4 protein-coding genes are annotated in these 14,565 nt (G+C 60.9%); 2 read left to right on the forward strand and 2 right to left on the reverse strand.

What is annotated here, in order from left to right; genetic code table 11:
• Window positions 1–615: 615 nt before the first annotated feature.
• Window positions 616–12,438, forward strand: coding sequence for a beta strand repeat-containing protein (locus ACQR07_RS16900; RefSeq protein WP_434903348.1), 11,823 nt, complete (start codon window positions 616–618; stop codon window positions 12,436–12,438).
• Window positions 12,439–12,771: 333 nt separating this feature from the next.
• Here ACQR07_RS16900 and ACQR07_RS16905 read toward each other — a convergent pair whose 3' ends face one another.
• On the reverse strand, window positions 12,772–13,155 hold the full coding sequence (locus ACQR07_RS16905) for a hypothetical protein (protein ID WP_434903400.1): 384 nt from the start codon (window positions 13,153–13,155) through the stop codon (window positions 12,772–12,774).
• On the opposite strand from ACQR07_RS16905, the gene ACQR07_RS16910 reads away from it, so the two are divergent.
• The gene (locus tag ACQR07_RS16910; protein WP_434903349.1) at window positions 13,078–13,311 is read left to right on the forward strand and encodes an Arm DNA-binding domain-containing protein; all 234 of its coding nucleotides are present in this window, start codon (window positions 13,078–13,080) and stop codon (window positions 13,309–13,311) included. The genes ACQR07_RS16905 and ACQR07_RS16910 overlap by 78 nt on opposite strands.
• Before the next feature lie 45 nt (window positions 13,312–13,356).
• Here the strand turns inward: ACQR07_RS16910 and ACQR07_RS16915 are convergent, their stop codons facing one another.
• A complete protein-coding gene (locus ACQR07_RS16915) occupies window positions 13,357–13,710 on the reverse strand; it encodes a hypothetical protein (protein ID WP_434903350.1) in 354 nt (117 codons plus the stop codon).
• Window positions 13,711–14,565 lie beyond the last annotated feature (855 nt).

Here is a 14,565-nt window from a genome sequence, read left to right on the forward strand (position 1 = left end):
TGTTGTCTGTTGACAGCGTTGGAGAAGTTGATCGCTCATACTTCACATACAGTCCACCCTGGGTCGGTCCGCGGATACGGTATAATATCATGTTCGACATGGGGATAGTCCTCGGTGAGTCTATTATTGCGGCTTGTGAGGGGCTTCATTGGACGTTGGGAAAGAATTCGCGAAGCGGGCCTGGTATGAGTGATCAGCGGCCTGAAATCGGCGGGTTTTCTGACCCGTCCGTAACAGTGAGCCCGTTACACTCAGCTTACGGTTTTTCACGCCAGATGCGTATTTACACTACTACATTTGCTGGAATGAGCCGATTAAGTCGCGCTCCAAGGTTCGTGCGAGAAAATGTGCGTTGGGAGTTATTGAATGTATTCAAGGCGACAGTGAACGCTTACCGCAGCAAGTGAACTAATCGAGACAAGACAAGAGAACAAGGCTGAGGCAATGTCCGGTTCAAGCAATGAAAATAGTGCGTCGCTCGGGTCATTCTTTCTTGGAACAGGGATTAGCTACTACACGGCAGGTCTTGGCTATCTTGTCACGTATCCGAACGCTTCGGGCTCATACGTTTCCTGGCTGGGGAAGGCTCCCACTGTAAAAATAACCGAAACAACGTTGACCGCTATCGAGGAAGCCAAGCTCGATTTGGTTCGCATGCCTGAACGTGCTCCTCCGCTCCCTGACGATGTCGCTGCTCGCTTCACGGACGGGGCTGGCAAGACGGCAGGCTTTTCGGCTCGCAATGGAGCTGCGGCAACATGGGCAACTCAAGAATTGATTAAGGATGAGTATTGGTTTGTTACTAACAAGGTAATGAACCTCGATCCCCCTGGCCATAGCAAGGTTTTCTATGAGCTTCCGAGCGGCGAGCGATATCCATTCGATCTAGTAAATGATATTTATTCGGGGTGGTCTGGAAAGACCCGTCTATTTACCGAGGTCAAGGCCGATCAGAACATTTCTGGTACAAAATTTACTGAACAGATCGGGGTGTATGGAAGCGTTGTAGAGGATACAAATGTCCTCTCGGCCGAAATGAGAGGAGCTGGTACTTTCCTCAGAAATCTCGGCGTGCTGGGAAACGTTGCTGGCATTGGTTTGGCTGGATACTCGCAATATCAGGCCTACCTCGCCGATGGATCGTCGTTCGGCCCCGAGTCGAGGCAGGTGGCGCTCGAAACCGGGGTGTCGGTTGCGACGCCAGCTGCTGTCGGGGCGTTGAGCTGGTGGCTCGGAGGATCGTATCTTGTCGGCGCTTCCGGCGGGAATCTATTAGTAAGCGCCGGCTTAAGTATCAAGACATATCGAGACCTTGCATCGGTTGATCAGCGGCTCGCTGAGCAATTCAACTATATGATTGCAGATATGCCGGATGCTATCATGGGTGTGAACGACCCTAATAGTATTTATTATGTTCCTCCGGCTAATCCTGCGGTCGGAATTACTCTTCGAAACAATCTTTCGGGCAGGGTTGATCTGAATCTGCTCAGTTCCGATCTCAGTATGCTGCCGACGCCTTGGGTAAAGTATGATTGGTCTGTTAGTCTACCTGACTTGAATGGCCTATTTGATTACATTCAACCGATCGATTCGGCGGCGCCAATAGGTGGCGATACGAGCGATACACCCCCCGTCGTCCTCGACTTGAACGGCGACGGCATCAACATCGCCCAGCTCAATCGGTCCAACACGTTCATGAACGTGGTCGGCGACGGACTGAAGCATCACACGGCGTGGGCCGGGGCGGGCGATGGCGTCCTGATGTATGATGCGGCCGGCAACGGCGCGATCGACGATCCCAAGGCATTCGAGTTCACGCGCTGGGATCCGACGGCGGCGACCGACATGCAGGCGCTCGCCGATGTCTTCGACACCAACCACAACGGCGAGCTCGATGCCGGCGATGCCGGCTGGGACAAGTTCAAGGTGCTCGTCACCAATTCCGACGGCACGACCACGCTGGAGACGCTCGGGCAGCTCGGCATCACCGCGATCGCCCTGACATCCGACACCAGGACGCAGGCCCTCGCGGACGGCTCGGTGATCTCGGGCCAGACGACGTTCACGCGCGCCGACGGCTCGACGGGAACGGCGGCCGACGTGTCGTTCGCCTATGATGCGAGCGGGCACGCCGCGCAGACGGTGACGACCCACAATGCCGACGGCTCGACCACGATCGATGTCACCTTGCTGAACGCCGACGGCAGCCGCGCCGGCGAGAGCATCAGCACCGTCTCCGCCGACGGCCGCAGTCACACTCTGCGTCGTGACACCACCGGCAGCGGCATCTTCGATTCCGTCCAGTCGGACGTGACGGTCGTCAACGCCGATGGCAGCCGCACCGAGACGCTGTCCGACTTCAACGCGGCCGGCGTGCTGCGCGACCGCACGGTCACGACCACCAGCGCGGACGGCCACAGCCAGACCATCGCACGCGATCTCGATGGCAACGGCTTTGCCGATCAGTCGGAAATTCATGTCACGACGGCGGACGGATCCACCATCGTGACGACCTCCGACCTCGTCCCGAACGGCGCGGTGCGCGACCGCACCGTGCTGACGACCAGCGCCGATGGCCTCGCCAAGCGCACCGATGTCGATCACGCCGGCAGCGGTACGTTCGACCTGTCCATCACCGATGTGACGGTGGTCGCCGCCGACGGTGGCCGCACCGAGACCATCACCACTGTCGCGTCCAACGGCGCGGTCGAGAGCCGCAGCGTCAAGGTGACCAGCGCCGATGGCCGCACCAAGACCGCCACCAGCGATCTCGACGGCAACGGCACGACGGATCTCGTTCAGCTCGCTGCCATCGTCGTCGCGGAGGACGGCAGTTCGGTGACGACCCTGAGCGACAGGAATGGCGATGGCAGCCTGCGCGACCGTACCGTCACCTCGATCAGCGCCGACGGCCTGTCGCGGACGGTCCAGACCGATCTCGACGGCAACGGTGCCGTTGATCTCACCTCGACCGATGTCACCGTTCTGAACGCCGACGGCTCGCGCACGGAGACAGTGACCGAGCTCAATGGCGACGGCTCGCGGCGTGACCAGAGCGTGACGGTTTACGGCGCCGACGGACGCTCGCGCACGGTCTCGGCCGACAGCAACGGCGATGGCATCATCGACCATGTCGAGACCATCGTGATCGCCGCGGACGGCAGCAGCGTCGACACGATCGATGCCGTCACAGCCAACGGCACGCTGCGCAGCCGGACCATCATCAGCACCAGCGCCGACGGCCTGTCCAAGACGACCCAGATCGATGCCACCGGCACCGTCGACGCCAATGGCCACACCGTCGACGACCTGGTTCGCAGCGACGTCACGGTCGCGAATGCCGATGGCAGCCGCACCGAGACGGTGACCGAGACTCATGCCGACGGCTCGCTGAAGGACAAGACCGTCACGACCGTGAACGCGGACGGCTTGAACCGCACGACCCGGCAGGCCTCTTTTGGCGCCCAGAATTTCAATTTTAACGAGCAAGATATCGCCGTAATCAACCAGGACGGTAGTCGCGTCGAGACGGTGACGGACACCCGCGCGGACGGCTCGCTGATCAGCCGCAGCGTGACGACGACCAGCGCCGACCGCCTCTCCGTGCTGGCCGTGATCGATGCGACCGGGGCCGGAACGACCTCGCAGACCCAGTCGACGATCATCCAGGCCGACGGCAGCACCGTGAAGACCGCCACGGATTTCAACGCCGACGGATCGGTGCGGGACCGCAGCGTCTCGACTGCCAGCGCCAACGGCCTCTCGGTGACGACGCAGACCGATGCCAACGGCGACGGGCAGTTCGAGCAGACCCGCACCGACGTCACGATGCTCAATGCCGACGGCAGCCGCACCGAGACGATCACCGATCTCAACGCCGACGGCACAGTTCGCGACCGCACCGTGAAGACCGTCACGGCGAGTGGACTGTCGGTCACGACGCAGACCGATTCCAACGGCGACGGGCAATTCGATCGGACGCGCACCGATGTCACCGTGCTGAATGCGGACGGCAGCCGCACCGAAACCATCACCGATCTCGCCGCCAATGGCGCGGTGATCGACCGCACTGTCAAGACCGTCAGCGCCAACGGTCTGTCGGTGACGACCGCCTCCGACCCGTCGGGTAGCGGCACCGCGGTGACCACCACCGACGTCACCTTGCTCAACGCCGACGGCAGCCGGACCGAAACGGTCAGCGACATCGCAGCCAATGGCGCGCTGCTCGATCGCACCGTGACCACGATCTCGGCGTCGGGCGAGAGCAGAACCGTCAGCCGCGACATCGACGGCGACGGTCATGTCGACCAGACCGAAACGATTCTGACCGGCGCCGACGGCAGCCGGATCGATACCATCTCTGACCTCAACAGCGACGGCTCGGTAAAGGACCGTGTCGTCACGACCACGGCTGCGAATGGCCTGACATCGACGATCCAGCGCGATCCCACCGGCGCGAACAGCTTCGCCCAGACCGAGACCGACGTCGTCCTGCGCAAGGCGGATGGCAGCCAGATCGAGACCGTGACCTGCCGCGATCAGGACGGCGCGGTGCGCTACCGCACCGTGACGACGACGAGCGCCGATGGCCTGTCGAAGACCACGCAGTGGGACGACACCGGCACCAGCCGCTATGACCGGACCAAGACGGACGTCACCGTCATCAACGGCGACGGTAGCAGGACCGAGACCGTCACCAACCTGAGCGCGGACGGCTCGATCCACGATCAGACCGTGACCACCACCAGCGCCGACAGCCGCAGCGTGTCGGTGCAGCGTGTGGTCAACGGCGCGACGTCGACGGAGGTCCGCCAAGTCATGGCGGACGGCGCGACCGTGACGACCGTGTCGGATCGGAACGCCGACGGCACGCCGAAGGACAGGATGGTGAGCAGGGTGAGTGCCGATGGGCTCACCACCATGGTGCAGCGCGATCCGGCCGGCAGCGGCAGCTTTGCCCAGACCGACACCGACAGCATCGTGCTGAACGCCGATGGGACACGCGTCGAGACCAAGGAGTCTCACAACGCCGACGGCTTGCTGCGCTACCGCACTGTGACGACGACCAGCGCCGACGGCCTGTCGAAGACGACGCAGTTCGATCTGACCGGCGCCGGCAGCTTTGCTCAGACTCAGACCGACGTCACGGTCCTCAACGCGGACGGCAGCCGCACCGAGACCGTCAGCACCTTCAAGGCCGACAATACGCTGCTCAATCGGCGGGTGCAGACCGTCAGCGCCAACGGCCTCAGCACCACCACGCAGTGGGATACGACCGGCGCCGGTACGTTCGATCAGACGGCGACCGAAGTCACCGTGCTCAATCGGGACGGCAGCCGCACTGAGACGATCACCGACCTGAACGCCGACGGCACTCCGCAGGCGCAGACGATCATCACGACCTCGGCGGATGGCCGTACCGTGACGCGGCAGACGCGCAAGACCTCCGATTCGCGGTTCGACCAGAATCAGACGGTGGTGACGACCAAGAACGCGGACGGCAGCGCGACGCAGACGCTGACCGACAGCACCGACGACGGTAAGCTCAGGGATCGCGCCTTCACCACCACCAGCGCTGACGGCCTCACCATCACGATCGCGCGCGATTCAAATGGCGACGGCAAGGTCGACCAGACCGAGACCGACGTCACCCAGGCCGACGGTAGCAAGATCCAGACCATCGCGGACTACGCGGCCGATGGCAGCCTGCTCAACCGCACGGTCATCACCACCAGCTTCGACGGCCTGACCCAGAGCACGCAGCAGGACGAGAACGGCAACAACACCATCAGCCGCACCCGCAGCGACGTCACGATCGTCAATCTGGACGGCAGCAAGACGGAAACGATCATCGATCGCAACAGCGACAACACGATCCGTCAACAGGCTGTGGTGACCACGAGCGCCGACGGCCTCAGCACGTTCTCCAAGCTCGATTCGCAGGGCAAGGGCTTTTTCGGTCACACCGAGACGATGACGGTGAACGCCGACGGCAGCACGCTCACGGTGGCCAAGGACGTGGACGCCAACGGCAAGCTGCTGGACGAGACGGATACGATCATCAGCGCGGATCGCCACAGCAAGACCGTGAAGATCGATTCCAAGGGAACCGGCGTCTTCAACTCGATCGCTGTCTCGCAGTCGAATATCGACGGCAGCATCTCGACGACCATCACCGACTACAACGACGACAAGAGTGTCAAGGACCGGGCGGTCACGACCCTGAGTGCGGACGGTCGCACCAAGGTCATCCAGATCGATTCGAAGAATGCCGGAACATTCGACCTCACCACGGTCAGCGTGATCGGGATCGACGGCAGCAAGACCATCACCTCGACCAACATCAACGGCACCACCGACCGCCGCTTCTATGATTCGATCGGCAATCTCGACAATGAGACGATCACCGCCGGCAACGGATCGACGCTAAAGACGACCTATAAATTCGGCATCCCAGTCAGCACCAGCTACACCAATGCGAATGGGACGGGTGGGCAGGGCGCCTCGGCCCTTGGATCCGCCTATGGCGGATTTCTTGGCGGCAACTCCATGCTGGCCGGGATCGGCCGCTCGTTCCTGATCGGACAGCTGGGGCAGGCCGTTGCTCAATCCGACGCGCTGAGAGACATTGCGAGATCGCTGGCGAGTGCGACTGGCGCAGCTTCGGCGCTCGATCAGAGCCTGACGGTCGCGGCCAATTCGATGGGAAATACGGCTGCGTCGATCAGTGACGGTGTGGATGGCATGCTGTCATCCTTATTGATGGCCGAAGCCGCACAGGCGCTCGGCATCAAGGGGTTCGCCGGCACGGTCTTCACCATCACCGGCAGCGCGATCACCAGGACCGTGCTGGGCAATCTGGAAGCGTTGGCTTCGGCTGCGGCCGAAGGTCTCGAAATCGATGCCGAGACGATTTCGATCATGTTCCAGGATTTCAATCCTGTAACCTTCTTTACCAACCTCGGCGACGCGATCGGCGGAGCGGCGGGTAGCTATCTCGGCTCGCAGGTCGTGGCACCGACCAACATCGAAGGTACGATCGGCGGGCAGATCGGCAGCACGATCGGCGGCACCATCGGGCTTTCGATCGGCACCGCGCTCGGCGGTCCGATCGGTGGCATCATCGGCGACTTCATCGGCTCCTTCATCGGCGATATTCTCGGAACCTTGTTCGGAAACATGTTCGGTCCTGATGGACCGCCGTCAGCCTCCCTCACGCTCGGGGCCGCCAACGGCATGCTCGGGGTCGTTGCGGCAACTCATGACAATGGCGGCGAAGTCGCCCCGCTGACGGGAATCGCAACCGCCGTCGACAGCATGGTCAATTCGCTCATCGGCATGACGCAAGGCCAGCTGACGCTCCAGGTCCCGTCCTCGACGAGCGGCGCCGTGCAGGGCGATGGCTCGATCGGGAGCGTGCTCGGCGGTGGGATCGGTTTGATCGGCACATCCGCGGATGTGACATTCTCCTATTCGGGCAACAAGGCCAGCGTCTATATTCCGGGCATCGGCACAGAAGAGCTGCCGACCTCGGGCGATACGTCGGCGGCGTGGACGAAGGCTGCGCAGGATAGTGTGTGGGCCATCCTCCAGGAGGCGCAGCTGTCGGCCGGCGATCCGATCGTGACGACCGCGTTCGCTGCGGCGCGCGTCCAGGATAGCATGTTCGAGGCCGTTGCCGCGGACCTGCAGGTGGCCAAGGACTACGAGACCTATCTCGACAACACCGCGGCGATCAACCAGCTCATCGCGCAGAACCCGGACTCGGCCTTCGCCGCAGGATGGCTGCTGACCCTGTTGCGCGCCGAGGAATTGGGTCTGACGAAGGTTCCTCATGAACAGGGCTGGACGGCCAATCTGGTCAGCGGCACCGGCACGGTCAGCGCGGTCGAAAAGGTCTACGACAACAACGGCATCCTGGTCGAGGAGGTCGACTTCAACAAGGACGGCAGCCAGGTCGACCAGCAATATTTCAAGAACCTCACGGTCTCCCTGAGCAACGCGACGCTACACGATCCGGAGGGCTCGACCTGGTCGATCACGGGCAACAACGATACCGTGACCGCGAAGCGCCTGTCGACTGTGAACCTCACCGGCGATGACGACAGCGTCACCGTCAACGGCTCGAAGGCGACCGTGAATGTCGCGGGCAGTCGAGATGCGGTGACCATCACGGCCGGCACCGTCACGGCCGCGGCCGGCAGCAGCGTCAGCATCCACGGCAACAATGACGTCATCGTCGCCGGCAAGGGCGCGACGCTGACGGTGTCCGGAACCGCCGAGGCGATCACGCTGAACGGCAGCACGCTCAGCCTGATCGATGATGGTGCCAACGCGTCGATCACTGGCGCCGGCGACCAGATCACAGTCGCCAACAGCATCACTGTTGATCTCAAGGATGCGGCGAGCGTCCTGACGGCGGGCTACGGCCTCACGGCCACGGTCCAGGGGGCCGGCGCCAGCGTCATCGCGTCGACACTGGCTCACGTCTTGGCCACCGGAAGCGGCGGGTCCATCACCGTCGGAGCATCCTCGAATGTCTTCGTGAATGGCGATGGCGGCAACGTCACGGCAGGATCGTCGTCACAGATCACGCTGAACGGCGCGAATGCGAGCATCTCCGCCAAGGACAGCGAGCAGATCACCGTCAACGGCAGCAACGACACGACCAAGGTCGGCGACCAGTCGACCGTGACGATCAACGGCTCGAACGATACGACGACCGCCGGCACATTGGCCGTCATCAATGTCACTGGCTCGGGCGACGTCACCGCCGCCGGTAGCGGGGCGACGCTCATCGTCAACGGCGACGGCAATACCCAGACCGCCGGCGACGGCGCCATGATGACAGTCACCGGAATCAACGAGGCCAATGCGGCCGGCGACAAGTCGACGATCGTCCAGAAGGGGGCCGGCAGCACAACGGCGGCGGGGAAGGGGTCGACGGTCACCGTGACGGGCGACAAAGGTAAGACGAGTGTCGGTGATGGCTCCCATGCCACAGTGGCCGGTTTGTCGGAGATCGTGACGGGCGGAATGCAGTCCGTGCTTTCTGTGCAGGGTGACTCGGCAACGGTCACTGCGGGCGATTTCTCCAGCGTGAACGTGACCGGCTCTAGCGGGTCCGTCGCGGTCGGGACTGGCGCCTTCGTCAAAGTGACCGGAGCACGTGAGACGATCACTGCCGGGGCCCAGGCTACCATCGCGGCTGTCGGGGGTCTGAATACAGTGACGGCGACTGGCCTTGGCTCCTCCATTTCCTTCAGTGCAACCGGCAGGCAGCGGTCGACCGCCTACGTCGACGGCGGAACTGTTTATCTAAATAGCGCCTACGTTCTCGTCGCCGGCACCGGCAATATGGTCATGCAGATGACGAGTTCGAACGCGCTGGTCACCGGAGCGTCCAATGTTCTGGATGTCGTTACCGGTTCCAGTTCAAACCAGATGAGCAATGGCGCAATTGTCGTTGAGACCGGAGCAAGTTCTCTTTCTACGGGCGACAATGACCATGTGACGCTCAAGGCCGGTAGCACGTTGAGCCTTTATGGCACAGGCAACTCGGTTGATATCGCAGGCGCGGGCGTCAATCTCACAGCACAAAGTACCGCGATCTCCGTTCAGGACAGCGCCGGCGGTACCATCAGCGGATTGTTCAATACGATTTCGGCGGGCAGCAACACCTCGCTCAATCTCGTCGGCGGAAATTCGAGCGTGACCGTGAGCGGGGCGGGAACCAGCATCAGCGTGACCGGCACCACGGACTCGATCGCGATCAACAATGGCAGCGTGGCGCTCGGGGCGTCGTCCAGCGCGGTCGTGTCCGGTGACGGAAATACGATTTCCGCAATCGGGCATGACACCGTCATCGCGAGCGGCAAGCATGACATCGTCTCGGTGTCCGGCACCGGCAATGTGATCGCGATCTCCAACGCGACAATCTACCTCGCCGATGGCGCGGATGCCGTGATCGTCGGCTCGAACGATACGATCATCGCCGGCAGCAGCGCTACCCTCAAGCTGATCGGCAACAACGATGGCGTTACCGTGAACGGCGCCAACACGTCGATCGATCTCGCCGGCAACGGCGATTCGATCACCATGAGCGGCGGTTCACTGACGCTCGAGCCCGGTTCGGTGGCGGCCGTCGTCGGCTCCAACAACAACATCCAGCAAGGCAAGGGACTGACGCAGGGCGACAACGCGGTCATCCAGGCGACCGGCAGTGACGGCATCTTCGTTGCCGGCAACAACGCCCACGCGGATGTGACCGGCACCCACAACATCGTTGTCGTGGGCGACAGTTCCACTGCGAACGTGTCGGGCACATCGAATCTGGTCAGCGCAGGCAACAAGGCCTCGGTGACCGTGTCGGGCAATGCCAACTCCGTTGCGACCGGTGACGATTCCAACGTCAACATCACCGGCTCAGCGAACATGCTTGCGGCGGGCGCCAACCTCACCGTGGACGAAGGCGGGACGCAAAACACGGTGACTGCTACGACAGGGGCCCATGGCATCCTGAGCGGCATCAGCGACCAGCTCACGCTGGGCAGCAATGCCGCTTTGCAGGTGACCGGAAGCAATGACACCTTCACCACAGGCGCGTCGTCGTCGGTCATCGTGACCGGAAGCAACAATCAGGGAAGCGTCGGAAATGATTCCTCGGTCACCGTCAACGGAGCCTCTGACACCATCAGCGTGGGCAACAATGCCACGATCACCGTCGGCGGCGCTCAGGATACAATCAATGCCGGCGCCAATGCCTGGCTGACCGTCAGTGGCAGTTCCGGAACCGTCTATGTTGGTGATCATTCCAGCGTCTGGCTCAACGGATCGCACGACACGTTGGGGTCCTCGACTGCGGCGGCGGCGTGGATCTCGCTGAATGTCGCGGGCAGCTACAATCAGGCGACCATCGGCAACAATGCCAGTGTGACCTTGAGCGGCACCAATGCGCTCGTGGCGGCGGGAACCGGATCGACGCTCAATGCCGGTGGCAACGCCAACGCGGCGTCGCTGGGCGACGCTGCGAAGATCACCCTTGCCGGAACCAGCAATACGGTGTCGGGCGGCAAGACATCGTCGGCCACCGTAACCGGCGCCTCGGATAAGCTCACGCTCGGCAGCGGATCGACCGTGACGGTGCAAGGCAATGGCAATACGTCGACGGTCGGAGATGGATCGACCGTGGTGGTATCCGGCTCGCAAGACAGCACCACGACCGGTGCCAGCTCAACCCTCACGGTAAGCGGGACGGGAGATACCAGCTACGTCGGCAATGGCACCTCGGCGGCCGCGTCCACGGTCGTCATCTCCGGAAGCGGAAATACGACCACTGCCGGAACCTACGCCGCGGTCCAGGTGATCGGGGATTCGAACACCACCACGGGAGGCGCATCGTCGACTCTCGTCGTCAGTGGATCGAAGAATGGCGTCACGGCTGGTTCGACCTCATCGCTCACGATCAATGGGACTAACAATACGGCCGTGACCGGTTATGGATCCTCGGCAACGATCAACGGATCGAACGATCAAATCAGCATGGACTATTCATCATGGCTCCAGGTCAACGGCAACTATGATACGAGCACGGTTGGAACGGGTTCGACTGTCATCATTGCCGGCAATCACGACGGTACGACCACCGGCAGCGGCTCCAAGGTGACGCTGACCGCGACGGCGACCGCCGATCAGGTGTCGCTCAACGACAATTCGTCTGCGACCGTGAATGGGGCCGAAAATACGGTAGGCGGCGGTAACGGCGACGTATTGAGCCTGATCGGAAACTACAACGTCGCAAATGTCGGCACGGGCGCGAGCATCATTGTAGGCGGAAATAACAACTCGGTGACTGCGGGCGCCAAGGCCTCGATGACAATCAACGGAACGGCAAACTCGTCCTCTGTAGGTACGGGAGGGGTGGTTTCGGTCAACGGAAACTACAATTTGACTTCCATGGGAACGGGTGCGTCGCTTACTGTCAATGGCAATTCAGATACGAGCCAGACGGGGGATGGCTCGACAAACACGATTAACGGATCTCTAAATTCTCTAACTACGGGAGCGAGTACAACCACGAACATACTCGGCTCTCCGGATCTATGGACGAATTGGTTGAACTATCTTCAAGCCGGTACCAAGGATCCAATTGCCAATTCGGTGTCGGCAGGCGCAAATTCAAACATATGGGTTAGCCTGCTTGGGTTTGATCATGCATCGCCGACCGTGGCCGACTATACTACTTTGCCAGACTATTATGCGGCTAATGTTAGTGCAGGGGCCGGGAGCGTGATTCACGCATATGACAATTCCCTGGCGAATTATCCGTCGGCATGGGGGTGGACTTCATCAAATCAGCTCAGCGTCGCATCTGCGACTTTGAGCGACTCATATCTTAATATGGCAAAGGTGGCGGCTGGCTATTTCATATGGATGTAGCGGCCCGTCTACCCGGGTGCGGTTTATATGTTAGGTGTCGGATCGGATTAATTTGATCGTTCGTGGCGGTCGGGTTGCGCCGGGATCGGTGCTGAAGTTTGGTATTTTGAGGCGTCCGCCATCAAGGATCGAGCCAACTGGAAATCTCGGAGAAGATCGTCTTGGGTGCGGTGTGAACGAAGCGGGACGGCCAGCGAGGCTGGCCGTTGCTGATTTGGAGTCGATGAAATTGACGATGCTGAGCGAGTTGTCGACTTTGCTAATCTGGTGCGGATTCGTTGGTGACGATATAAAGCTGAGCACAGGTTGGACCGAAATTAGTGGTCAAGCTGATCAAGGATGATGGGTTGGCGCGCGAAGCTCTATAGTGTTCTTTTCCAAATTGTTCTTTTGAGTGCGATCGGTGATCCGGCCATAGTCGACCGGTATGTTCAAAGTCCGTCGTTTGTCAAAGAAGCGGGAGGTTTGGCTAACGATGGCTGCGCTCGCGTGCGCCTTAGTACGACTGCCTGTGAAGAGGACGTTCAGGTGTGGGTCTTCTCCCACCGCCAGTGACCCATCCCAGCCATACCCAAAACTTGCCAAAATGCTTGTTTGCCGGTTATCCGATGGACTGGACCGGGCATCGCGGGTGCGTTCATGCTGACTGACGTCCAGATCCGGAAAGCCAAGGCGGTATACAAGCCTTACAAGCTTACCGATGGTGGCGGACTCCATGTCTTCGTCTCGCCGGATGGGGGCAAGTTGTGGCGGATGCGGTACGAGTTCGATGGGAGGGAGAAGCTGCTCTCGTTGGAACCCTATCCCTCCGTAGGTCTCGCCGAAGCAAGGGACGCGGCCGCAAACGCCAAGCGGTGTCTTCGGGAGGGATGAGATCCTGCCGTCGAGAAGTGGCTCCAGGTCGCGACCAGCCAATCGTCAACCTTCTAAGCGATCGCCTGCCAATGGCATGATCTGAATAAGGGTCGTTGGGTCGAGCAGCACACCTTTGATGTCCTCCATTCCTTGGAGCGGGACATTTTCCTCGATCTCGGCTCGGTCCCGATCAGCCACGGTGATGTTCGGAGCGGTGCAAGGGTTTTTCCAGGCCAAGAATGCAGGCTCATCAGCGGTCTGGGTTAAGTTTCCTTTGCAAAGGCATTTCAGCAGGATGCGTATCGAGATCGCGGCGGCGAGTTTAGACTGAGTCTGGATGGGCCAGAAAGCGCGGCTGGTACGTTGGGAGCATGGATGGGTCAATGGTTGGCAGAAGAGCAAGCGCAAGCCGAACATCAAGACCCGTCACGCCGGCATCCCTGTGCGAGGTCAGATACTAATCTGGTTGCCACGTGTTCGAAACGCCCGCCGCGCAATAGGCGAGACCAACCACCCCAAAAACACCGATACCGAAACCGAGACAAAGACCAAGAAAAAACGTCATCAAGGACGTCCCCACGTTGGGGCTGGCGATCCGGGCATGGGACCCCGACCCGGGAATGGGTTGCACCAATTTTTGGCGGAGGGCCGGGGTCGTCCCCGAGCCTCGCAACGCGCCATCATTGCCGCATCAGCGGAAGTGACGCAAGCACAAGATTGCCTTAATTGCGCCGGGACCGGCCTAAGGTGAGAAGGAGTCCGCGAGCGTGTCAGCAGCCGCAGCTGTTGTAGATATATCGCTGACATGGCTATTCTATCGTGTCAGCCACTTCCGGCTAAGTGCTTGATCTATTTGCTGAGCGCGCCGGGACTCGAACCCGAGACCCCATGACTAGAAGCAGGGCATCGGGGTCTTCAGCACAGTGGGGTGACAACCTCCTGCGAAAATTGAGTGGGAATGTGCATCAAAGGATGTGAGTTTGCCAACCCCCCCGCGCAGCGTTGCTGACCAGACTGCAATCGATGTGTCAGCGCGGCATGTTGCGTCTCCTCGGCATCAATACGCACTTCGAGGCAAAGGAGAAAATATGGCCAACCTCAAAGGTGTGTTCGACGCTTCGCTCATGGATTTCAGCGTGGCTCACCTCGATCGGTTGCCAGCTATCGATTGTCGTCACAGGGTCGGTGTTGCAGTTTTCGTCGGCACTGATCCGGCCCAAGGTCGTCTCGTCCCAGGAAAGATCGGTGGTCCTTGTAACAAGGCTGACCTTT

Origin of the sequence: Bradyrhizobium sp. HKCCYLS20291, assembly GCF_051167715.1 — a bacterium.
GTDB lineage: Bacteria > Pseudomonadota > Alphaproteobacteria > Rhizobiales > Xanthobacteraceae > Bradyrhizobium.

Coding starts and splice junctions, on each gene's coding strand:
- ACQR07_RS16910 (WP_434903349.1), top strand. CDS start 13,078: ATGCTGACTGACGTCCAGATCCGGAAAGCCAAGGCGGTATACAAGCCT.
- ACQR07_RS16905 (WP_434903400.1), bottom strand. CDS start 13,155: ATGGAGTCCGCCACCATCGGTAAGCTTGTAAGGCTTGTATACCGCCTT.
- ACQR07_RS16915 (WP_434903350.1), bottom strand. CDS start 13,710: ATGTTCGGCTTGCGCTTGCTCTTCTGCCAACCATTGACCCATCCATGC.